The following is a 21548-nucleotide window of genomic DNA, read 5'->3' on the forward strand; positions in this document are numbered from 1 at the left end:
ACGACGATGACCGACGAGGCGCAGGACCAAGAGCTCGGCGGCCCCGCCGTACCGCAGACCCGCACCGCCCGCCACCGCCGGATCGTGGACATCCTCAACCGGCAGCCGGTGCGGTCCCAGAGCCAGCTCGCCAAGCTGCTCGCGGACGACGGGCTGAGCGTCACCCAGGCGACGCTCTCCCGCGACCTCGACGAGCTGGGCGCGGTGAAGATCCGCAACACCGGCGGCGAGCTGATCTACGCGGTGCCCAGCGAGGGCGGCTTCCGCACGCCCAAGGCCCCCCTCGGCGAGTCGGCCAAGGAGGAGCGGATGCGCAGGCTCTCCGCGGAGCTGCTGATCTCCGCGGAGGCCTCCGCCAACCTGGTGGTGCTCCGTACGCCGCCGGGCGCCGCCCAGTTCCTCGCCTCGGCCATCGACCAGGCCGAACTGCACGACATCCTCGGCACGATCGCGGGCGACGACACCCTGATGCTGATCAGCCGCGACCCGGCCGGCGGCCAGGCCCTGGCCGACCACCTGCTGCGCCTGGCCCAGAACGACCGCTGAGCAGGACGCGGTTCAGTACCGTGTGATCGCGGTCGGCCCGGACGCCGTGCCGATCGCGATGTGGGGGTGCTTGGCCGGGTCCGCCCAGGCCAGGATGCGGGCCATCGCGTCCGCCGGGACGGACACGCAACCGGCCGTCGCCCCCTTCCCGTTGACGTGCAGGAAGATCCCCGCACCCCGCCCGCGCACCGGCTGGTCGTAGTTGAACCCGACCACCAGGGCGCGGGCGTACTGCGTGGGGAAGGCGGTGATCTTCTCGGACTCGCCGGCGCGGCAGTCGGCGGGCAGGCCCTCCACCCAGCGGTTGTACGCCTGCGAGGCGGTGTCCTCGCACCACCACGACTTGTCGGTGGCGCGGCGGTAGGAGAACCGGGTCCCGGTGGGCGCGGCCGTGGTGCCGAAGGCGTACGGCAGGTCGTAGAGGCCGGTCGGGGTGGTGCTGGTGCCCTGCTTGCGGGCGGTGCCCTCGACCAGCCCGTTGGAGCCGAACCTGGCCTCGGCCCGGCCCGCCGCGACCCACAGCGGCCCGCGCTTGTTCCACCAGGTCACCGTGCCCGTGGTGGCGCCGGTGGAGGACGCCTCGGCGGTGATCAGCTGGGTGCCGCCGCCGGTGTCGGCCATCCGGTTGGGCAGGTTCGGCGAGCGGAACGGGCAGGAGTCCGCGGCGGCGGCCGGGGTCGCGAGCGCGAGCAGGGCCGCGCCGAGCGCGAGAGCGGTACGCATCATGCCCGAGACCGTACGCGGCCCACCCGCTGACGTCCTCTCAGGGGATCCAACCGTTACCCCGGCCGGGCTCCCGGCGCCCCCTCACCCCTCTCACTGGACCTCTCGTTGACAAAACATACGGAGCACTGCATAGTTATACCCATCACCGAATGCACCGTAAGGAGAAACCCGTGACCGAGCGCGTCGTACTCGCCTACTCGGGCGGTCTGGACACCTCCGTCGCCATCGGCTGGATCGCCGAGGAGACGGGCGCCGAGGTCATCGCCGTTGCCGTGGACGTCGGCCAGGGTGGCGAGGACCTGGACGTCATCCGCAAGCGCGCGCTCGCCTGCGGTGCCGTCGAGGCCGAGGTCGCGGACGCGAAGGACGAGTTCGCCGACGAGTACTGCCTCCCGGCGATCAAGGCCAACGCCCTGTACATGGACCGTTACCCGCTGGTCTCCGCCCTCTCCCGGCCGACCATCGTCAAGCACCTGGTGGCCGCCGCCAAGAAGCACGGCGCCACCACGGTCGCCCACGGCTGCACCGGCAAGGGCAACGACCAGGTGCGGTTCGAGGCCGGCATCGCCGCCCTCGGCCCCGACCTGAAGTGCATCGCCCCGGTCCGTGACTACGCGATGACCCGGGACAAGGCGATCGCCTTCTGCGAGGCCAAGAACCTCCCCATCGCCACCACCAAGAAGTCGCCGTACTCCATCGACCAGAACGTCTTCGGGCGGGCCGTCGAGACCGGCTTCCTGGAGGACATCTGGAACGCGCCGATCGAGGACATCTACGAGTACACCTCGAACCCGGCCGAGCAGCGCGAGGCCGACGAGGTCGTCATCTCCTTCAAGGAGGGCGTCCCGGTCGCCATCGACGGCAAGCCCGTCACCGTGCTCCAGGCGATCCAGCAGCTCAACGAGCGGGCCGGCGGCCAGGGCATCGGCCGGATCGACATGGTCGAGGACCGGCTCGTGGGCATCAAGTCCCGCGAGGTCTACGAGGCGCCGGGCGCGATCGCGCTGATCACCGCCCACCAGGAGCTGGAGAACGTCACCGTCGAGCGCGAACTCGCCCGCTACAAGCGGCAGGTCGAGCAGCGCTGGGGCGAGATGGTCTACGACGGCCTGTGGTTCTCCCCGCTCAAGCGCGCCCTGGACGGCTTCATCAACGAGGCCAACCAGCACGTCACCGGCGACATCCGGATGACCCTGCACGGCGGCCGCGCCGTCGTCACCGGCCGGAAGTCCGAGGAGTCGCTGTACGACTTCAACCTCGCCACCTACGACTCGGGCGACACCTTCGACCAGTCCAAGGCGCAGGGCTTCATCGAGATCTTCGGCCTCTCCTCGAAGATCGCCGCCAAGCGCGACCTGGCCTAACCCCGACTCGTTGTACGGCCGCCTCCCCGATCCTCCGCGGCGGGGAGGCGGCCGCATATCCACCCTTGTGAGGAGCAGTAGCTGTGAGCAGCAACAACGGTGACGTCCGGCTCTGGGGCGGCCGGTTCGCCGACGGTCCGGCCGAGGCGCTGGCGAAGCTGTCGGCGTCGGTCCACTTCGACTGGCGGCTCGCGCCGTACGACATCGCCGGTTCGCGCGCTCACGCCCGAGTGCTCCACAAGGCGGGTCTGCTCACCGAGGACGAGCTCCAGCGGATGATCGCGGGGCTCGACCTGCTGGAGGCCGATGTCGCCGCCGGCTCGTTCACCGGCACCATCGCCGACGAGGACGTGCACACCGCCCTGGAGCGGGGCCTGCTCGAACGCCTCGGCCCCGACCTCGGCGGCAAGCTGCGGGCCGGCCGGTCCCGCAACGACCAGGTCGCCACGCTCTTCCGGATGTACCTGCGCGACCACGCCCGGATCATCGGCGGCCTGATCGCCGAGCTCCAGGACGCGCTGGTGGGCCTCGCCGAGGCGCACCCCGACGTGGCGATGCCCGGCCGCACCCACCTCCAGCACGCCCAGCCGGTCCTCTTCGCCCACCACGTGCTGGCCCACGTCCAGTCCCTGTCCCGGGACGCCGAGCGGCTGCGGCAGTGGGACGAGCGCACGGCGGTCTCGCCGTACGGATCGGGCGCGCTCGCGGGCAGCAGCCTCGGCCTGGACCCGGAGGCGGTGGCGAAGGACCTCGGCTTCGAGCACGGCTCCGTCGCCAACTCCATCGACGGCACGGCCTCCCGCGACTTCGTGGCGGAGTTCGCCTTCATCACCGCGATGATCGGCGTCAACCTCTCCCGGATCGCCGAGGAGGTCATCATCTGGAACACGAAGGAGTTCTCCTTCGTCACCCTCCACGACGCCTTCTCCACCGGCTCCTCGATCATGCCGCAGAAGAAGAACCCGGACATCGCGGAGCTGGCGCGCGGCAAGTCGGGCCGTCTGATCGGCAACCTGACCGGTCTGATGGCGACGCTGAAGGCGCTGCCGCTCGCGTACAACCGGGACCTCCAGGAGGACAAGGAGCCGGTCTTCGACTCCTGCGACCAGCTGGAGGTGCTGCTGCCCGCGTTCACCGGGATGATGGCGACCCTCACGGTCAACCGGGAGCGCATGGAGGCGCTGGCGCCCGCGGGCTTCTCGCTCGCCACCGACATCGCGGAGTGGCTGGTCAAGCAGGGCGTGCCGTTCCGGGTGGCGCACGAGGTCGCGGGGGAGTGCGTCAAGGTCTGCGAGGCGCAGGGGATCGAGCTCGACGAGCTCACCGACGACCAGTTCGCCAAGATCTCCGAGCATCTGACGCCCGAGGTGCGGACCGTCCTGAACGTCCCCGGCGCCCTCGCCTCCCGCGACGGCCGCGGCGGCACCGCCCCCTCGGCCGTCGCCGTCCAACTCGCCGAGGTCAAGGCCGACCTGACCGTCCAGCACGCCTGGGCCACCGCCAAGAACTGACATACCGGTACGGGGTGTGCGCGCCGCGCATGCCCCGTACGGATGGAGTGGCCTGCCGATGTCGATCAGCGGCACCCGTTTCGTGCGACCATGGTCCCTTCGGCGGTGAGGGAGTGGACGTGGGGGACGTGGCGGTCGGCGCGCAAGAAGGACACGGGGAGGCCGAGCGGCCCCAGCAGGGACCCGAGGGGCTCGACCGGCCCCAGGGGACCGAGGGGACGGCGACGGAGCCCGAGGCGGGTGACTCGGACCCCGGCCCCAAGAAGCAGCGCTCCTTCTGGAAGGAGCTGCCGCTGCTCATCGGCATCGCGCTGATCCTCGCACTGCTGATCAAAACGTTTCTGGTGCAGGCGTTCTCGATCCCCTCGGACTCGATGCAGAACACGCTGCAGCGCGGTGACCGCGTCCTGGTGGACAAGCTGACGCCGTGGTTCGGCTCCGAGCCCGAGCGCGGCGAGGTCGTCGTCTTCCACGACCCGGGCAACTGGCTCCAGGGCGAGCCGACGCCGCAGCCCAACGCCGTGCAGAAGGTGCTCAGCTTCGTCGGGCTGATGCCGTCCGCCGAGGAGAAGGACCTGATCAAGCGGGTCGTCGCGGTCGGCGGCGACACCGTGGAGTGCAAGGGCACGGGCCCGCTGAAGGTCAACGGCAAGGACCTGAACGAGCCGTACGTCTTCGCCGGGAACACCCCGTGCAGCACGGACCCGGAGAGCCAGTTCAAGGTCACGGTGCCCAAGGGCCGCATCTGGGTCATGGGGGACCACCGGCAGAACTCGGCGGACTCCCGCTACCACCAGGAGCAGCCGGGCGGCGGCTCGGTGCCGGTCGACAAGGTCGTGGGGCGCGCGCTCGTCATCGCCTGGCCGGTCAACCGCTGGGACACGCTTCCGGTGCCGAGCACCTTCGGCCAGTCGGGCATCGGCACGGTCGCGGCGGCGGCGCCGGCCGCGCTCGGCCTGCTCGGCGCGGCCCCGATCGTGCTGCTGCGCAGGCGTCGCCGCAGCACCCGCGCCCTGTAGGGGCGCGGGGAACTGCGCGACCGGCCACAGACGGCCCGCAGCCGAATCACCGCGCTACTGGCGGAGCGCTTACGCCCCGACCACGCCGTCGATCCCCTCGCGCAGGAAGTCGGCGTGGCCGTTGTGCCGGGCGTACTCCAGTGTCACGTGCACCATCACGAGCCGCAGCGAGACGTCCGTGTCCCACCGGGCGGCATGGACGACCGTGTCGAGCGACTCGGCCGCGCCCTCGATGCGGCGGGAGTGCTCGACCTCGGCCTGCCACCGTTCGAACGCGTCCGTCCGGGTGGCGCCGCTCGCGTCGTACGCCACCTGGTAGTCGTCCACGTCCGAGTAGACCAGCGTGATGTCCTCGCCGTTGACGACCTTGCGGAACCAGGTGCGCTCCACCTCCGCCATGTGCCGTACGAGACCGAGCAGCGAGAGCGTCGAGGGCGGCATGGACCTGGCGCGCAGCTCGTCGTCGGTCAGGCCCTCGCACTTCATCGCGAGCGTCGCGCGGTGGTAGTCGAGGAAGGCCCGCAGCGTCTCGCGCTCACCGGCGAGCAGGGGCGGCGGCACGCGGTTGTCGGTCACTTCGGGTTCCTTCCGAGGGTGTTGAGGGGCCGCCCGCCAGGCTAGTGAGCGAGGAGCCGCGAGTCGACAGGCTTTCGAATGAGACGGTGACGTCTCATTCGGTCTATGGTTGTCTCATGACCGTGGACCGCGACCAGGTGCTGCGTACGGCAGCCGCCCTGCTCTCCCGCAAATCGACCGCCACGATGGACGAGGTGGCCCGCGCCGCCGGCATCGGGCGCGCCACCCTGCACCGCCACTTCGCCGGCCGCGACGCGCTGGTCAGGGCGCTGGAGAACTTCGGCATCGAGCAGTTCGAAGCCGCCCTGGACGCGGCCCGGCTGGACGAGGGGCCCGCCCCCGACGCGCTGCGCCGGCTGATCGCCGAGGTGGAGCCCGCGGCCGGACTGCTCGCCTTCCTGGTCACCGAGAACCAGCTCTTCGAGGGCGACCAGATGAACGAGGGCTGGGCCCGCCTCGACGCCCGCGTCTCCGCGCTCTTCCGGCGCGGCCAGGAGCGGGGCGAGTTCCGTATCGACCTCACCCCGGCCTGGCTCACCGAGGCCCTGTACGGCCTGATCGGCACCTGCGCCTGGGCCGTCCAGGTCGGCCGGGTGGCCGCCAACGACTTCCAGTACATGATCGTCGAGTTGCTGCTCGGCGGAGCGCGACGGAGCGTGGAGAAATGACCAGTACCGACCGGCGGGCCGAATCCGGCCACGACGTGCGCCACCCGGGCCGCTGGCTCGCCCTCGCCGTGCTCGTACTGGCCGTGCTCCTCGTCGCGGTCGACGCGACCGTGCTCGGCCTCGCCACCCCGTTCCTCAGCGAGGACCTGAAGCCGTCCGGCCCGCAGCTGCTGTGGATCGGCGACGTCTACTCGTTCGTCATCGCGGGCCTGCTCGTCTCGATGGGCAGCCTCGGCGACCGGATCGGCCGAAAGCGGCTGCTGCTCTGCGGCGCGGTGGCCTTCGGCGCGGTCTCGGTGCTCAACGCGTACGCCTCCAGCCCCGAGATGATGATCCTGGCGCGGGCGCTGCTCGGCGTCGCGGGCGCGACCCTGATGCCGTCCACGCTTGCGCTGATCCGGAACATCTTCCACGACCCGCGCGAGCGCAGCCTCGCCGTCGGCATCTGGGGCGCGGCGGCCTCGGCGGGCGCGGCCGTCGGGCCGGTCGTCGGCGGCTTCCTCCTGGAGAACTTCTGGTGGGGCTCGGTCTTCCTGATCAACCTGCCGGTGATGGCCGTCCTCGTCCTCGTCGGCAGCAAGCTGCTCCCCGAGTCGCGCGACCCCAACCCCGGCCCGTGGGACCTGGTCAGCGTCCTGCTGTCGCTGGTGGGCATGGTCGCGATCGTGTACGCGGTGAAGGAGGCGGCGGTCAACGGCTTCGGCCTGGAGATCGGCGGGGTGGCGCTGGTGGGCGTGCTGGCCCTGATCTGGTTCGTACGCCGCCAGCTCACCCTGGACTCACCGCTCCTCGACATGCGGCTCTTCCACCACCGGGGCTTCTCCGGCGCGGTCCTGGCCGATCTGCTGACCATCCTTGGCCTGTCGGGCCTGGTGTTCTTCCTCTCCCAGTTCCTCCAACTGGTCCAGGTGCGCTCGCCGTTGGAGGCCGGTCTCATCGAACTGCCCGCGGCCGTGGGCGCGGTGGGCGCGGGGCTCGCGGCGGGTTACGTGGCCCGCCGGGCCTCGGTGCGCAGCGCGGTCGCCGTGGGTCTGGCGGCGGTCGGCGCGGCCCTCGCGGCCTGTGTGGCGGTATCGGCCGACACGGGTGTCCTCGCCCTCGGGATCGCGCTGTTCGTGGGCGGCCTCGGAGCCGGTCTCGCCTTCACGGTCACCGCCGACGTGATCCTCTCCAGCGTGCCGAAGGAGCAGGCGGGGGCGGCGTCGGCGGTCTCGGAGACGGCGTACGAGCTGGGCGCGGCCCTCGGCATCGCGCTCCTGGGTTCCGTGGTCACGGGCATCTACCGCGGCTTCACGGCCCCGGCGGACCTGCCCGCGGGCGTCTCCGCGGAGGCCCACGACTCGCTCGGCGGCGCGGTGGAAGCGGCCGCGCGACTCCCGGCCGAGCAGGCGGACCCCCTGCTGTCCGCCGCCCGGGACGCCTTCACGGACGGCTTCCAGACGGCGGCGGCGGTCGGCAGCGCGGTCCTGTTCGCGACGGCGGTGGCGGCGTGGTTCCTGCTGCGGGGCCAACGCCTGGAGGAGGGCCTGGAACACCCGTAGCTTGCGTGCGGCTCCGCCAGGGACCCCCTAGGGGCGCGGGGAACTGCGCGAGCAACCACAGACGGTCCGCACTCGAAGAGCAACCTCCTCGCCTGCGGACCGTGCTGGGCTGAGCGCGCAGTTCCCCGCGCCCCTGAAAGCCGCGGCTACGCCGCCTTCGCCTTCGTGGCGTACATGTCGACGTACTCCTGCCCGGACAGCCGCATGACCTCCGCCATCACCGAATCCGTGACGGCCCGCAGCACATAGCGGTCCCGGTCCATGCCCTCGTACCGCGAGAACTCCATCGGCTCGCCGAAGCGGACCGTCACCTTGCCGGGCCGCGGCAGCCCCGCCCCGCTCGGCTGGATCTTGTCCGTGCCGATCATCGCGAACGGCACGACCGGCGCCCCGGTCATCAGGGTCAGCCGCGCGATGCCGGTGCGGCCGCGGTACAGACGGCCGTCGGGGGAGCGGGTGCCCTCCGGGTAGATGCTGAAGACCTTGCCCTCTTCCAGGACCTGACGCCCCGTCATCAGCGCCGCGACCCCGCCGTGCCCGCCGTCGCGGTTCACCGGGATCATGCCGACGCCGCTGAAGAACCACGCCATCAGCCGGCCCTTGAGGCCCTTGCCCGTGACGTACTCGTCCTTGCCGATGAAGTACACCGGACGGTCCAGACACACCGGCATGATCATCGAGTCGATGAACGTCAGGTGGTTGCCCGCGAGGATGACCGGACCCGTCCCGGGGATGTTCTCGGCGCCCTCCACCTGCGGACGGAACATCAGGCGCATGATCGGTCCGAGCACTGCCTTGATGAGCGCGAGTCGGGACAACGCTTCCTCCGGTGTCGTGGGCTGACGGGTCCGCACGGGAGTGAGGTCCGCGCAGGTGAGGACGATACTCGCGGCACGCGCCCGATCGCACATCGGGTTCACGGAGTGGATACGCGATGTTGACGCGTGTTCGCGCCACGTTCCACCCCCATTGGCCGTGGGGGCTCCCCTCCTTAAGGGCGGTACGCCTACGCTCGACCCCTCCCGTTGACAGGTGCGGGACACGTGGAACCAGCACACTTCCAAGGAGCGTTCATGACACAGGGTGAGCGGATGAGCCCCGGGCGGCGCACGGTGCTCGGCGCGGCGGTTCTGGGCACGGCGGCCGCCGGGCTGCCCGCCGCGGCCGCGAGCGCGCAGACCCGGCAGGAGCACGGCGAGGCGCGCCGCCACGGCACGTACAAGGACCTGCCGGTCCCGTACGTGATCGGGCACCGCGGCACCGCCGGGTACCGCCCCGAGCACACCCTCGGCTCCTACCAGCACGCCCTGGACCTCGGCGCCCACGTCATCGAGCAGGACCTCGTCCCCACCAAGGACGGGCATCTGGTCTGCCGTCACGAGAACGACATCACCGCCACCACGGACGTCGCCGACCACCCCGAGTTCGCCGCCCGCAAGGCCACCAAGACGGTCGACGGGGTGGCCGTCACCGGCTGGTTCACCGAGGACTTCACGCTCGCCGAGCTGAAGACCCTGCGCGCCAAGGAGCGGCTGCCCGCCGTCCGCCAGCGCAACACGCTCTACGACGGCCGCTGGGACGTGCCCACCTTCGAGGAGGTCCTCCAGTGGGCCGAGCGCGAGGGCCGCCGCCTGGGCCGTCGCATCTGGCTGCACACCGAGACCAAGCACCCCACCTACTTCCGGAAGCTCGGCCTTCCGCTGGAGGACCGGGTGGCGCGGCTGCTGCGCCGGTACGGGCGCCACCGCGCCGACTCCCCGCAGTTCCTGCAGTCCTTCGAGCCCAGCAGCATCCAGCGGCTGAGCCGACTGGTCGACACCCCGTCGGTCGTGCTGCTCTCCGGCAAGGGCACCAAGCCCTGGGACTTCGTGGTGAGCGGCGACCCGCGCACGACCGACGACCTGGTCAAGCCCGCGGGCCTGAAGTGGATCGCCTCGTACGCGCAGGGCATCGGCCCCACCCTGGACCTGATCGTCCCCAAGGACGCGGCGGGCCGGCTCACCAAGCCGACCACCCTGGTCGCGGACGCCCACGCGCACGGGCTGATCCTCCACCCGTACACGATGCGAAACGAGAACGCCTTCCTGCCCGCCGACTTCCGGCGCGGCACCGACCCGAACGCGTACGGGGACGCGTTCGGGGCCTTCAAGGCGTACTTCGCGACCGGTATCGACGCGGTGTTCTCCGACAACGCGGACACGGCGCTGCTGGCGGCGGCAGACTTCCGGGCGAAGCGCCAGTCCCCGTACCGGTAGCTCTCGTATACGAGTCCTCACTTACGGGTGAGATGCGGCCGCCGTCGAAACCGCCTCGCGCGGCGGTCGCGTCCCGCCCGGCATGGACCTCGTCAAAGAGCTGAGCCCGCTGCTGGCCGCCGAGGCCGCCGCGGAGGCGCCGGGCGCCGGAGTCGACCCCGCAGACCTCGAACAGGACGTCTGGGTGCGTCTGCTCGAAATCCGTCCGGCGGACCCCGTGCCCTGGGTGCGTTGGGCCGTTCGGGCGGAAGTCAGACGGGCCCGTCGCCGGGCGCGGCGCGAACTGCCGTTCGCCGCGGAACCGGCCGCCGACCCGGAATCAGGCCCGGAACGCCGGGTTCTGAGCGAGGAGCTGAGCCGTGCTCTGCGTACGGCCGTGGCCAGAACTCCGGGGAACTGCCCGCGCCTGCTGACCGCACTTCTTTCGCCCAGCGACCTCACTTACCGCGAAATCGCAGGGGAGTTGGATATCTCACAGGGGAGTCTGGGGCCGATGCGTTCCCGTTGCCTGGGATGCCTGCGCAGAATGCTCGCGGCGGAGGTTGCGGCTCCTGGCCTGCGGGGAAGGGAGCGTTAGACAACCGGCGGACAGGTGAGCGGAAGGCATGCACACATGGGCATGAGCGTGACCATCTCTGCGGCGCGTGAAGGCGACTGCGAGCAGATCCTCAAGCTTCAGTACCTCTGCTACCAGAGCGAGGCGGAGCTGTACGGCGACTACTCCATCGAGCCGCTCACCCAGACACTCGACGGCCTGCGCAGTGAGCTCGGCAGCGGGTACGCGCTGGTGGCGCGGCTCGGAGACGAGGTGGTCGCCTCGGTCAGAGGCAGCGTGGACGCGTCGGGCACCGGCCGGATCGACAAGCTGATCGTGCACCCGCGGATGCAGGGGCACGGTCTGGGCAGCCGGCTGCTGAGCGCCATAGAGGACCACTTCGCCGGGAAGCTGTCGGCCAAGCGGTTCCGGCTCTTCACGGGGCATCGCAGCGAGTCCAATCTGCGGCTGTATCGGAAGCACGGGTACGCGCCCGTCGCCACGGAGGCGCTGAGTCCCGGGCTGTCTGTGGTCACCCTGGAGAAGGATGCGGCGGCTCGGGAGTTCGTGGCCAGCGCGTAGCGCTCCACTGGTGGTCGTTCGACTGCGGGCCCGCTGTGGCTGGTCGCGCAGTTCCCCGCGCCCCTAAATACCTAGGGGCGCGGGGAACTGCGCGAGCAACCCAGCACGGTCCGCGGACAAAGCACCCTCAGGCGGCAGCCCTGTTGCGGCGCAGCCACAGCATGCCGAGCACCGGCAGGATCACCGGGATCAGCAAGTAGCCCGCTCCGTAGTCCGACCAGACCGTGGCATCGGGGAACGCCGACTTGTCCGCCAGCGTCCACGTGCCCACGGTCAGGACGAAGACCAGCTCGGCCGCGCAGCACACCAGCGCCGTGCGCCGCAGCCGCTCGCCGCCGCGCACCAGCGAGAACGTGATGAAGCCGTACACCACGGCCGCCACGGCCGACAGCACGTACGCCAGCGGTGCCTTGCCGAAGTCCTGGATCATCTGGACGATCGAGCGGGAGGCGGCGGCGACGGTGAACACCCCGTAGAACCAGACCAGTACGCGGCCGGGGCCGCTGCCCAGCTTCCTGCCGTCGGACTCGTTCCGCCCGGTGGACTCGGTGGTGGACTCGGCCACGGTCACCCTCCCCAGATGTCGTAGAGACGCACTTCGAGCACCGCGAGCACCACCGCGCCGGCCGAGACCGTCACGGAGCCCCACTTGGTCCGCTCGCTCAGCGACAGCAGACCCGCCGCCGGGACCGCCGCGAACGAGCCCACCAGATAGGCGATGAAGATCGCCATGCCCTGGTCGGGCCGCTCGCCCCGCCCGAGCTGCACGATGCCGACCACCAGCTGGGCCAGGGCGAGCACGGAGACCACGGCCATGCCGATGAAGTGCCAGTCCTTGGTGGGCTGGTCCCGGTAGGCGGCGAAGCCGCACCAGGCGGCGAGGGCGAGCGCGGCGGCGGCGACCGCGACCGTCAGGGCGTCAAGCATGGGAACGAGCGTATTACGGCCCGAAGCGCCCGATGCGCCCGCCCCGGGCCGGACCGGCCGGGGCGATCGGGCCACCGTGGCCTTGGCCACAGGACGCCTCGGGCCGGGGTGTCGTCGCCGCTGTCGGCGGGTGGCCGGTGCCTTCCGTATCGGCCCAGGCCAGACGGGGGAGAGGGGGTGGGCGGGGGTGCCTGTGCCGTCCGTCGGCCGTCCTGGACGCGTCCGTATGGCGGTCCATGGCTGTCCGGAATGCGGACAGCGCTGATCCGCTCTTCGCTCCTTCTGCTTTACTTCATGCATGACCACGACGAGCAGCCGCACCCTTGCGACCGAGGCGATGACCACGCCCGGTGCTCGTTGTATGTGTCGAATGTGCGCCTTCTGAGGGCCCCCGCCTGAGCCTCGCGCCCCGAAGCGAGACCCATGAGCCATGCCCGCGCACGCCATGCCTCCCGGTTACCACCGATGTGGCTGTGACGCGTCCCGAACACGAATGCACCGTGCCCGGCGGACACCGCGCCGCGCACTCGACAGTGACGGAAATCCTGTGATCACCACTACGGGCCTCACCAAGGTCTACCAGTCGCGCGGCCGCGAGGTCACCGCCCTGGACGGCGTAGACCTCCATGTCCGCGAGGGCGAGGTCTTCGGCGTCATCGGCCAGAGCGGCGCCGGCAAGTCCTCCCTCATCCGCTGCGTCAACCTCCTGGAGCGGCCGACCACCGGCACGGTGACCGTCGACGGCGTCGACCTCACCGCGCTCGCCGGGCGCGGCCGCCGCGCCGGCAAGGAGCTGCGTCAGGCGCGCAGCCGCATCGGCATGGTCTTCCAGCACTTCAACCTGCTCTCCGCGCGTACCGTTCAGGCCAACATCGAACTGCCGCTGGAGATCCTCGGCGTCTCCGGCAAGGAGCGCTCCCGCAAGGCCCTCGAACTCCTCGACCTGGTCGGCCTCGCCGACAAGGCCAAGGCCTACCCCGCCCAGCTCTCCGGCGGCCAGAAGCAGCGCGTCGGCATCGCCCGCGCCCTGGCCGGCGACCCCAAGGTGCTGCTCTCCGACGAGGCGACCAGCGCGCTCGACCCGGAGACCACCCGCTCCATCCTCCAGCTGCTGCGCGACCTCAACCAGCAGCTCGGCCTCACCGTGCTGCTCATCACCCACGAGATGGACGTCGTCAAGACGGTCTGCGACTCGGCCGCGCTGATGAAGCGGGGCCAGATCGTCGAGTCCGGCACCGTCGGCGAACTCCTCGCCACGCCCGGCTCCGAGCTCGCCGCCGAGCTGTTCCCGGTGACCGGCGAGGCCACCGGCCCCGAGCGGACCGTCGTCGACGTGACCTTCCACGGCGAGTCGGCCACCCAGCCGGTCATCTCGCAGCTGGCGCGCACGTACAACGTCGACATCTCGATCCTCGGCGCCGCGATGGACACCGTCGGCGGCCGGCAGATCGGCCGGATGCGCATCGAGCTGCCCGGTCGGTACGAGGACAACGTCGTCCCGGTCGGCTTCCTGCGCGAGCAGGGACTCCAGGTGGACGTCGTCGAATCCGACATCGAGATCCCGGCGCAGGGCGCCGCCCCCCTCGTGGTCAAGGAAGGTGCCAAGTGAGCTGGTCCGAGATGCAGCCGCTGCTGTCCCAGGGAACCATCGACACCCTCTACATGGTGCTCTGGTCCACCCTGGTCACCGTGGCGGGCGGACTGCCCCTCGGTGTGCTGCTCGTGCTCACCGACAAGGGCGGGCTGCTCCAGAACCGCCCGGTGAACAAGGTCATCGGCGTGATCGTGAACATCGGCCGCTCGATGCCGTTCATCATCCTGCTGATCGCGCTGATCCCCTTCACCACCTGGGTGGTCGGCACCTTCATCGGCCCCACCGCGATGATCGTGCCGCTCGCCGTCGGCGCCATCCCGTTCTTCGCCCGGCTCGTCGAGACCGCGATCCGCGAGGTCGACCACGGTCTGGTCGAGGCCGTCCAGTCGATGGGCGGCTCCATCCCGACCATCGTCCGCAAGGTGCTGCTCCCGCAGGCGCTGCCCTCGCTGATCGCCGGGCTCACCACCACCGTGATCACGCTGGTCAGCTACTCGGCGATGGCCGGCGCGGTCGGTGGCGAGGGCCTCGGCTCCAAGGCCATCACCTACGGATTCCAGCGCTTCGAGACGCAGTTCATGCTCATCACCGTCGGTGTGCTCATCGCCATCGTCACCGTGATCCAGCTGATCGGCGACGGCGCCGTACGACTCCTGGCCCGCCGGGGCCGTACCTCCTGAACTTCTCTCCGCAGAGCCCGCACTCCTTGTCCGGGCGACCGACCGCATCACCAGGAAGAGGCACTTTTCGTGCGTAACAACATCAAGATCACCGCTGCTGCCGCCGCCACCGCCGCGCTCGCCTTCGGCCTCACCGCCTGCGGCACCTCCTCCGACCCGAAGACGTCGAGCGCCAAGGGCGCCTCGGCCGACACCTCCAAGGCGCTCGTCGTCGCGGCGTCCCCGACCCCGCACGCCGACATCCTGAACTTCGTCAAGAAGAACCTGGCGGAGAAGGCCGGACTCAAGCTGGAGGTCAAGGAGTTCACGGACTACGTCCTGCCGAACACCGCCACCCAGCAGGGCCAGGTCGACGCCAACTTCTTCCAGCACAAGCCGTACCTCGACGACTTCAACAAGAAGAACCACACGACGATCGTGCCGGTCGTGAACGTCGAACTGGAGCCGCTCGGCCTCTACTCCAAGAAGGTCAAGTCGGTGAAGGAGATCGCCTCCGGGCAGACGATCGCCGTCCCGAACGACACCACCAACGAGGGCCGCGCGCTCCAGCTGCTCGCGGGCAACGGCCTGATCACCCTCAAGGACGGCGTCGGCACCTCCGCCAAGCTCTCCGACATCAAGGACAGCAAGGGCCTGAAGTTCAAGGAGATCGAGGCCGCCACGCTGCCCCGCGCCCTGAACGACGTCGACGCCGCGGTCATCAACGGCAACTACGCCATCGAGGCCAAGCTCAGCCCGGCCAAGGACGCGCTCGTCCTGGAGAAGGCGGACGCCAACCCGTACGCCAACTTCCTCGCCGTCAAGAAGGGCAACGAGGCCGACCCGCGGGTCCAGAAGCTGGCCCAGCTCCTCAACTCCGACGAGGTCAAGAAGTTCATCCAGGACAAGTACCAGGGCTCGGTCATCCCGGCCTTCGGCGCCGTCAAGTCCTGACCCCCGCCGGTCAGTTCCCGACACAGCGCCGGGGCCCCGCACACCGCACGGTGCGCGGGGCCCCGGCGCTGTGGTCCATCTCCCAGGCATCCCCCCGGCCATGCACATCCCCGCGCCGATGCTGCATGCTGTGCCTTTACGGCCTGACGACCGTCCCCCGGCATGGAGCGGCACATGACTACCCCGACCCCGGTGTTCCCGGACATCTCCATCAGCACGGACCGGCTGGTGCTGCGCGCCTTCGACGAGGACGACATCCCGGCGCACATCGAGATGATGAACGACGAGCAAGTCATCGCCTGGACCTCCGTGCCCCACCCCTACACGGCCCGCGACGCCCTGGAGTTCGTACGCCTGCACGCCCCCGCCGAGCGCACCTCGGGGCGCGGGATCGTCTTCGCCGTCACCGAGTTCCTCACCCAGCGCCTGGTCGGCGTCGTCCACCTGCAGAACACCAACTGGCGCACCCTGGCCACCGAGGTCGGCTACGTCGTCGCCCCCTGGGCGCGCGGCGAGGGCTATGCCACCGAGGCCGTGCTCGCCGCCGCGCAGTGGCTCTTCAGGGACCAGCGCTTCGAGCGCGTCGAGCTGCGCACCGCCGCCGACAACACCGCCTCCCAGCAGGTCGCGCAGAAGATCGGCTGCATCAGCGAGGGCGTGCTGCGCAACGCCTGGATAGCGCGCACGCAGACGGAGGACGGCGGCTGGGCGGACATCCGCACCGACCTGATCGTGTGGAGCCTGCTCCCCGAGGACCTGGACGGCGTCGCCGACCAGCTCGCGGACGCCGGATACGCCTCGTACGCCGACTGGAACTGAGTCGGCCCGGCTCCCGCTCGCCCGCCCGCACCCCCGCCGCACCAGGTACCCTCACCCTGGCCGGGCCCACCGGGGCCGCCCCGACCTGCGACAACTCCAGGAGACTGACGACGATGGCCGACCGCGTCACGGTGATCGGCTGGGACGGCTCGCCGCTCACCCCGGCGGCCAGGTCCGCGCTGTCCGCCGCCACCCTGGTGGCCGGCGCCGCCCACCACCTGGCGTTGCCCGAAGTGCCCCCGCGCGCCGAGCGGATCCGCCTCGGCAGCGTCGACCTCGCCGCCCGCCGCATCGCCGGCCACCGCGGCAGCGCGGTCGTCCTGGCCGACGGGGACCCCGGTTTCTTCGGCGTCGTACGCACCCTGCGCGCCCCCGAGCACGGCCTGGAAGTCGAAGTGGTGCCCGCCGTCTCGGCCGTGGCCGCCGCGTTCGCCCGGGCCGGGATGCCCTGGGACGACGCCCAGATCGTCGTCGCCCACCGCCGCACCCTGCGCCGGGCCGTCAACGTGTGCCGGGCGCACACCAAGGTCGCCGTCCTCACCTCGCCGGGCGCCGGGCCCGCCGAGCTCGCCCTGCTCCTCGAAGGCGTCCACCGCACCTTCGTCATCTGCGAGGAGCTCGGCAGCGAGCGCGAACAGGTCACCGTCCTCACCTCCGACAAGGTCGCCGACCACGCCTGGCGCGACCCCAACCTGGTCATCGTCATCGGCGGCGGCCAGGGCGCCGTACCGGGACCCGGCTGGATCGCCGGACGCGACCCCGGCCACCCGCAGCAGGTCCGCGGCTGGGCGCTGCCCGCGCACGAGTACGGGGACGGACTCGGCCCGGGCGAATCGGCCGGTCTGCGCGCCGCCCAGCTGGCCCGGCTCGGCCCGCGCACCGGCGACCTGGTCTGGGACATCGGCTGCGGCAGCGGCGCGCTGGCCGCCGAGGCCGCCCGGTTCGGGGCCGCCGTCATCGCCGTCGACGCCGACCCGGACGCCTGCGCCCGCACCGAGGCCGCCGCCCGCCGCTTCGGCGTCCAGGTCCAGGTGCGGGCGGGCCGCGCCCCGCACGTACTGGAGTCGCTGCCCGAACCCGACGTCGTCCGCGTCGGCGGCGGGGGAGCGGAGGTCGTCTCCGCCTGCGCCGACCGCCGCCCGGAGCGGATCGTCGCGCACGCCGCCACCCGCGACGGCGCCGAGGCGATCGGGGCCGCCCTCGAAGCCGGCGGGTACGAGGTGGAGTGCGCCCTCCTCCAGTCCGTGGAGCTGGACACGACCGCCTGGTCGGAACGCGAACGCTCGGTCGTATTCCTGCTCTCCGGCAGGCGCCGGGAAAGGTCCCCGTGATCTCTCCGGCGTGTCGTCCGGGGTAGGCTGGCCGACTGTTGTACCGCACCGGGCCGTTCGGCGCTACGTTCGTCAATGTCCGGAATGGGGAACCGGTTTGGAGCCCTGTCGCGGTACGTCGGATCCCGGGGAAGCGCAACGTGGCGCACCCCACACGTTCCGTGGCCGAGACGGGGCGCCAGGTCGGCGATCTCCCGCGAGAATGCTGTGTGTTCGCGGGCCGTTCGCACCGCGCGGCGTGCCCGCTCGTTCTTGTTGACGGGTGCGGGGCGCTCCGTGCGTGGGCGGTCCCCGGGCGCAGGCCGAAGAAGCACTACAGATGGGCGAGGGGTACGCATGACTGACACCGGCCAGGTCCCGGGCGAGGGGCTGCCGGAGGACGCAGGCATGGTGGAGCAGCCGGGCGTCCCCGCTCCCGGCGCGTACACCTTCCTCGACCCCTCCGACGGTTCGGCGCTCGGCGCGGACGACGACGACCTCCTGCTGATGCCGGGCGCCCAGGGCGCCTGGATCGACCCGCAGTCCGCGCCCGCCCCGCTCGCGGCCCCCGTGCCGGTGCCGTCCCCGGCGCACGCCGCCCCCGCCCCGGAGCAGCCCGCCGAGCCCGGCGCCCACGAGGCCGGCGGCCGCGACTCCGGCTCGGTGGACCTGGGCGCCGTGCGCACCCCGTCCGCGACGCCCCCGCCCGCCCGCCGCCCGCTGCACATGGGCCCGCCGATGCCCGACGCCTCCGGCGGTGTCGTACGGTCCCTCGCCGACCGCGGCCCGGCCACCGGCGCCCCGGTGAACCCGGCCCCGATGCGCACCCCCGGCCCGCCGACCACCGGTCCCGAATACCTGGACGTGCCCCGCGAGGAGGCGCCCGCGCCGCTGCCCGGCCCCCAGCTGAGCGAGCTCCCGCCGCAGGGCGCGACGCCGTGGGAGTCCGTGGCGCCGCAGGAGGCCGTCGAGGCCCCGGCGCCGCAGCCCGCGCCCGAGCCGCAGCAGGCCCAGCGGGTCCGGCAGCCCGAGCCCGTACGGGCCGAGGCCGTTGTGCCGCAGGCCGTGCGGCCCCAGCCGTCCCTCGCGCAGCCTGAGCCCCAGCAGTCACCGAACGGCCTGGTCGGCGCCGCAGAAACGGTCGTCCCGGAGGAGCTCGCGCCCGCCGGGGTGCCGGTCCACGCCGTCGCCGCCGCCGAGCAGCCGTCGCCGGTCATGGCACCGGTGTCGCCGGTCTCGCCCGTCGCGCCGGTACCTGCCGTACAGCCGCCCGCCGTCGGTCAGTTCGTGCCGGTGGAGGGCTCGGTCCCGACCGGGCCGCATCTGGCCCCGTCGCCGGTGGAGCCGGTCGCCGCACCCGCCGCCGAGCACGTGCCCGTGCCCGTGCCCGAGCCCATCGCGGTGCCCGCCGCCGAGCCGGTGGCCGGGCCGGTCATGGCCGCCACCTCGGCGGAGCCGCCGTCGCAGGCCCCTCAGCCGGTGCGGCCCGCCCAGTCCCCCCAGCCCGAAGCCGCGCAGCCGGAGCCGGTGGCCGAGGTCGTCGCCGAGCCCGTGGCACCGGTGGCGCCCATCGCCTTGGGCCCCGTGGTCGTGGAAGAGGCCGAGGACGCCGTGGCCGAGCCGGTCGCCGCCGTGGTCGCGGCCGAGCCCGAGCCGGTGGTCGTCGAGGCCGTGCCCGCCCCGGTCGCCGTGGCGCCGGAGGTCGTGGAGCCCGTCGAGGCCCCCGCGCCCGCCGAGCCCGTGGCCGAGGTCCAGGAGCGGACCCACGTCCAGGAGCGGACCCAGGTCCAGGAGCCGGACGCGACCGAGCCGCAGCCCGTGCCCGTCCCGGCCGCCGCGACGCCGGTCGTGCCCGTACCCCGCTCCGAGTCCGTCCCGGAGCCGCGGCCCGAGACGGTCCCGGCGGCCCCCGAGGCACCGGCTCCCGTGCTCGTCACGGACGAGCCCGAGCTCCTGGCCGTCGAGCCCGAGCCCGAGCCCGAGCAGGCCGCACCCGTTCCCGTGATCATCGAGGACGACGAGGACGCAGCCGAGGAGATCGCCCCGGCCGCCGAGGCCGTCGAGCAGGGCGAGCCCCTCCAGGCCGAAGCCGCCCCGGAGGCGGAAGGCGCCGACGCCGAGGACGTCTACGCCGAGGCGGGCGCCCCGGCCCCCGGCTACGCCGACGCCGAGCGCGAGGCCGTGCTGCGCGTGATGCGCGAGCGGCGCGACATCCGCAACGGCTTCCGCGGCGACCCCATCCCGCACGAGGTGCTGCTGCGCGTCCTGGAGGCCGCGCACACCGCCCCCAGCGTGGGCCACTCGCAGCCCTGGGACTTCGTGGTCATCCGGTCCGCCGAGACCCGCCGCACCATGCACGAGCTCGCCCAGCGCCAGCGCGACGCGTACGCGAAGTCGCTGCCCAAGGGCCGCGCCAAGCAGTTCAAGGAACTGAAGATCGAGGCCATCCTCGACACCCCGGTGAACATCGTGGTCACCGCCGACCCCACCCGCGGCGGCCGCCACACCCTGGGCCGCTACACCCAGCCGCAGATGGCCCCGTACTCCTCGGCGCTCGCCGTCGAGAACCTCTGGCTCGCCGCCCGCGCCGAGGGCCTCGGCGTCGGCTGGGTCAGCTTCTTCGACGAGCGCGAGATGGTCCGCGCGCTCGGCCTGCCCGAGCACCTGGAGGTCGTCGCCTACCTCTGCGTGGGGTACGTGGACGAGTTCCCGGAGGAGCCCGAGCTGATGCAGGCGGGCTGGTCCAAGCGGCGCCCGCTGTCCTGGGTGGTCCACGAGGAGACGTACGGCCGCCGCGCCCTGCCCGGCGAGGACCCGCACGACCTGCTCCAGGAGACCGTCGCCACCATCCGCCCGCTGGACGCCAAGGCGCTCGGCGAGGCGTGGGAGCGGCAGAAGCGGATGACCAAGCCGGCCGGTGCGCTCGGCATGCTGGAGATCATCTCCGCACAGCTCAGCGGTCTGTCGCGCAAGTGCCCGCCGCCGATCCCGGAGCCCGCCGCCGTGGCGATCTTCGCGGGCGACCACGGGGTGCACGCCCAGGGCGTCACCCCCTGGCCGCAGGAGGTCACCGGCCAGATGGTGGCCAACTTCCTGGGCGGCGGCGCGGTCTGCAACGCGTTCGCCAACCAGGTCGGCGCCGAGGTCTGCGTCATCGACGTGGGCGTGGCGAGCGAACTCCCGGCCACCCCGGGGCTGCTGCCCCGCAAGGTGCGCCCCGGCACCGGCGACATGACCACCGGGCCCGCCATGACCCGCGAAGAGGTCGTCGCGGCCGTCGAGGTGGGCATCGAGACCGCCCGCGACCTGGTGGCGGCGGGCAACAAGGCGCTCCTCACGGGCGAGATGGGCATCGCCAACACCACGGTGTCGGCCGCCCTGATCTCCCTCTACACGGGCGTCGACCCGGCCGAGGTCACCGGCCGCGGCACCGGCATCAACGACGAGACGCACGCCCGCAAGGTCGACGTGGTCCGCCGCGCCCTGGAGCTGCACAGCCCGGACCCGGCCGACCCGATCGGCGTCCTCGCCGGGATCGGCGGCCTGGAGCACGCGGCCATGGTCGGCTTCATCCTCGGCGGCGCCTCGCTGCGTACGCCGGTGATCCTGGACGGCGTGAGCGCGGGCGCGGCGGCCCTGGTCGCCCGGGCCATCGCACCGGAAGCCCTGGCGGCGTGCATCGCGGGCCACCGCAGCGCGGAGCCCGGCCACGTCGCGGCCCTGAACAAGCTGGGCCTGCGCCCGCTGGTCGACCTGGACCTGCGCCTCGGCGAGGGCACCGGCGCCCTCCTCGCCCTGCCGCTGGTCCAGAGCGCGGCCCGGGCGATGCACGAGGTCGCGACCTTCGACTCGGCCGGAGTTACCGAGAAGTAGCCGCTGTCGTACCCGGCGTGCCCGCCCGTTCCGCAGTACGGAACGGGGGGCGCGCCGGGCGACGGTCCGCAGACAATGGGGTCCGGGGC

Annotated in this window: 20 protein-coding genes; 15 read left to right on the plus strand and 5 right to left on the minus strand. The window is 72.0% G+C overall.

What is annotated here, in order from left to right; translation table 11 throughout:
- Positions 1-6 precede the first annotated feature (6 nt).
- Entirely contained in the window at positions 7-546 is a 540-nt protein-coding gene (locus tag QIY60_RS24065; RefSeq protein WP_190089598.1) for an arginine repressor, read from the plus strand.
- Between the two features lie 12 nt (positions 547-558).
- Here QIY60_RS24065 and QIY60_RS24070 read toward each other — a convergent pair whose 3' ends face one another.
- Positions 559-1269, minus strand: a complete 711-nt coding sequence (locus QIY60_RS24070; protein WP_283146054.1) for a L,D-transpeptidase family protein — start codon at positions 1267-1269, stop codon at positions 559-561.
- Between the two features lie 173 nt (positions 1270-1442).
- Here QIY60_RS24070 and QIY60_RS24075 point away from each other — a divergent pair, with 173 nt between their 5' ends.
- From QIY60_RS24075 to lepB, 3 genes are all read left to right on the plus strand, one after another.
- A complete protein-coding gene (locus tag QIY60_RS24075; protein ID WP_190089597.1) occupies positions 1443-2636 on the plus strand; it encodes an argininosuccinate synthase in 1194 nt (397 codons plus the stop codon).
- 83 nt (positions 2637-2719) lie between these two features.
- The gene (argH, locus tag QIY60_RS24080; RefSeq protein ID WP_283144282.1) at positions 2720-4147 is read left to right on the plus strand and encodes an argininosuccinate lyase; all 1428 of its coding nucleotides are present in this window, start codon (positions 2720-2722) and stop codon (positions 4145-4147) included.
- Positions 4148-4266: 119 nt separating this feature from the next.
- Entirely contained in the window at positions 4267-5166 is a 900-nt protein-coding gene (lepB, locus tag QIY60_RS24085; RefSeq protein WP_283144283.1) for a signal peptidase I, read from the plus strand.
- A 69-nt stretch (positions 5167-5235) separates the two neighbouring features.
- Here lepB and QIY60_RS24090 read toward each other — a convergent pair whose 3' ends face one another.
- The gene (locus QIY60_RS24090; RefSeq protein WP_283144284.1) at positions 5236-5742 is read right to left on the minus strand and encodes a DinB family protein; all 507 of its coding nucleotides are present in this window, start codon (positions 5740-5742) and stop codon (positions 5236-5238) included.
- 116 nt (positions 5743-5858) lie between these two features.
- Here QIY60_RS24090 and QIY60_RS24095 point away from each other — a divergent pair, with 116 nt between their 5' ends.
- Together QIY60_RS24095 and QIY60_RS24100 are read left to right on the plus strand one after the other, a co-directional pair.
- On the plus strand, positions 5859-6410 hold the full coding sequence (locus QIY60_RS24095) for a TetR/AcrR family transcriptional regulator (protein ID WP_283144285.1): 552 nt from the start codon (positions 5859-5861) through the stop codon (positions 6408-6410).
- Positions 6407-7951 (plus strand): MFS transporter, encoded by a 1545-nt coding sequence (locus QIY60_RS24100; RefSeq protein ID WP_283144286.1) that lies wholly within the window; start codon positions 6407-6409, stop codon positions 7949-7951. The genes QIY60_RS24095 and QIY60_RS24100 overlap by 4 nt, the downstream gene beginning before the upstream one ends.
- A 146-nt stretch (positions 7952-8097) precedes the next feature.
- On the opposite strand, the gene QIY60_RS24105 is transcribed toward QIY60_RS24100, so the two are convergent.
- Positions 8098-8769 carry a lysophospholipid acyltransferase family protein gene (locus QIY60_RS24105; RefSeq protein WP_101387443.1) on the minus strand — a complete coding sequence of 224 codons (672 nt, stop codon included), beginning with the start codon at positions 8767-8769 and terminating at the stop codon, positions 8098-8100.
- A 255-nt stretch (positions 8770-9024) separates the two neighbouring features.
- On the opposite strand from QIY60_RS24105, the gene QIY60_RS24110 reads away from it, so the two are divergent.
- The 3 genes from QIY60_RS24110 to QIY60_RS24120 all read left to right on the plus strand — a co-directional run bounded on the left by QIY60_RS24110 (position 9025) and on the right by QIY60_RS24120 (position 11323).
- Positions 9025-10206: a glycerophosphodiester phosphodiesterase gene (locus QIY60_RS24110; RefSeq protein WP_283144287.1), complete on the plus strand. Its 1182-nt coding sequence runs from the start codon at positions 9025-9027 to the stop codon at positions 10204-10206.
- 82 nt (positions 10207-10288) lie between these two features.
- A complete protein-coding gene (locus QIY60_RS24115; protein ID WP_283144288.1) occupies positions 10289-10783 on the plus strand; it encodes a sigma-70 family RNA polymerase sigma factor in 495 nt (164 codons plus the stop codon).
- 36 nt (positions 10784-10819) lie between these two features.
- The gene (locus QIY60_RS24120; protein ID WP_283144289.1) at positions 10820-11323 is read left to right on the plus strand and encodes a GNAT family N-acetyltransferase; all 504 of its coding nucleotides are present in this window, start codon (positions 10820-10822) and stop codon (positions 11321-11323) included.
- A gap of 127 nt (positions 11324-11450) precedes the next feature.
- Here QIY60_RS24120 and QIY60_RS24125 read toward each other — a convergent pair whose 3' ends face one another.
- Positions 11451-11888 (minus strand): hypothetical protein, encoded by a 438-nt coding sequence (locus QIY60_RS24125; RefSeq protein ID WP_283144290.1) that lies wholly within the window; start codon positions 11886-11888, stop codon positions 11451-11453.
- Between the two features lie 2 nt (positions 11889-11890).
- Entirely contained in the window at positions 11891-12250 is a 360-nt protein-coding gene (locus QIY60_RS24130; protein WP_190089588.1) for a hypothetical protein, read from the minus strand.
- Between the two features lie 547 nt (positions 12251-12797).
- Between QIY60_RS24130 and QIY60_RS24135 the strand changes: the two genes are divergently transcribed.
- The 6 genes from QIY60_RS24135 (at position 12798) to cobT (ending at position 21459) form a co-directional block, all read left to right on the plus strand.
- On the plus strand, positions 12798-13859 hold the full coding sequence (locus tag QIY60_RS24135; RefSeq protein WP_283144291.1) for an ATP-binding cassette domain-containing protein: 1062 nt from the start codon (positions 12798-12800) through the stop codon (positions 13857-13859).
- Positions 13856-14524 (plus strand): methionine ABC transporter permease, encoded by a 669-nt coding sequence (locus tag QIY60_RS24140; RefSeq protein WP_283144292.1) that lies wholly within the window; start codon positions 13856-13858, stop codon positions 14522-14524. Before QIY60_RS24135 ends, QIY60_RS24140 begins: the two co-directional genes overlap by 4 nt.
- Positions 14525-14593: 69 nt before the next feature.
- Positions 14594-15457, plus strand: coding sequence for a MetQ/NlpA family ABC transporter substrate-binding protein (locus QIY60_RS24145; RefSeq protein WP_283144293.1), 864 nt, complete (start codon positions 14594-14596; stop codon positions 15455-15457).
- Between the two features lie 162 nt (positions 15458-15619).
- Complete coding sequence (locus QIY60_RS24150; protein WP_283144294.1) at positions 15620-16276, plus strand: GNAT family N-acetyltransferase; 657 nt, start codon at positions 15620-15622, stop codon at positions 16274-16276.
- 113 nt (positions 16277-16389) lie between these two features.
- Positions 16390-17607, plus strand: a complete 1218-nt coding sequence (cbiE, locus tag QIY60_RS24155) for a precorrin-6y C5,15-methyltransferase (decarboxylating) subunit CbiE (protein WP_283144295.1) — start codon at positions 16390-16392, stop codon at positions 17605-17607.
- A gap of 336 nt (positions 17608-17943) precedes the next feature.
- Positions 17944-21459, plus strand: coding sequence for a nicotinate-nucleotide--dimethylbenzimidazole phosphoribosyltransferase (gene cobT / locus QIY60_RS24160; RefSeq protein WP_283144296.1), 3516 nt, complete (start codon positions 17944-17946; stop codon positions 21457-21459).
- Positions 21460-21548: the final 89 nt, after the last annotated feature.

The sequence above is a fragment of the Streptomyces sp. BPTC-684 genome, from assembly GCF_030028635.1.
GTDB lineage: Bacteria > Actinomycetota > Actinomycetes > Streptomycetales > Streptomycetaceae > Streptomyces > Streptomyces noboritoensis.

Excerpts from the sequence above, each read along its gene's own strand:
- QIY60_RS24065 (WP_190089598.1), top strand. The coding sequence starts at position 7 with ATGACCGACGAGGCGCAGGACCAAGAGCTCGGCGGCCCCGCCGTACCG.
- QIY60_RS24070 (WP_283146054.1), bottom strand. The coding sequence starts at position 1,269 with ATGCGTACCGCTCTCGCGCTCGGCGCGGCCCTGCTCGCGCTCGCGACC.
- QIY60_RS24095 (WP_283144285.1), top strand. The coding sequence starts at position 5,859 with ATGACCGTGGACCGCGACCAGGTGCTGCGTACGGCAGCCGCCCTGCTC.
- QIY60_RS24100 (WP_283144286.1), top strand. The coding sequence starts at position 6,407 with ATGACCAGTACCGACCGGCGGGCCGAATCCGGCCACGACGTGCGCCAC.
- QIY60_RS24110 (WP_283144287.1), top strand. The coding sequence starts at position 9,025 with ATGACACAGGGTGAGCGGATGAGCCCCGGGCGGCGCACGGTGCTCGGC.
- QIY60_RS24115 (WP_283144288.1), top strand. The coding sequence starts at position 10,289 with ATGGACCTCGTCAAAGAGCTGAGCCCGCTGCTGGCCGCCGAGGCCGCC.
- QIY60_RS24120 (WP_283144289.1), top strand. The coding sequence starts at position 10,820 with ATGGGCATGAGCGTGACCATCTCTGCGGCGCGTGAAGGCGACTGCGAG.
- QIY60_RS24130 (WP_190089588.1), bottom strand. The coding sequence starts at position 12,250 with ATGCTTGACGCCCTGACGGTCGCGGTCGCCGCCGCCGCGCTCGCCCTC.
- QIY60_RS24150 (WP_283144294.1), top strand. The coding sequence starts at position 15,620 with ATGGAGCGGCACATGACTACCCCGACCCCGGTGTTCCCGGACATCTCC.
- cbiE (WP_283144295.1), top strand. The coding sequence starts at position 16,390 with ATGGCCGACCGCGTCACGGTGATCGGCTGGGACGGCTCGCCGCTCACC.
- cobT (WP_283144296.1), top strand. The coding sequence starts at position 17,944 with ATGACTGACACCGGCCAGGTCCCGGGCGAGGGGCTGCCGGAGGACGCA.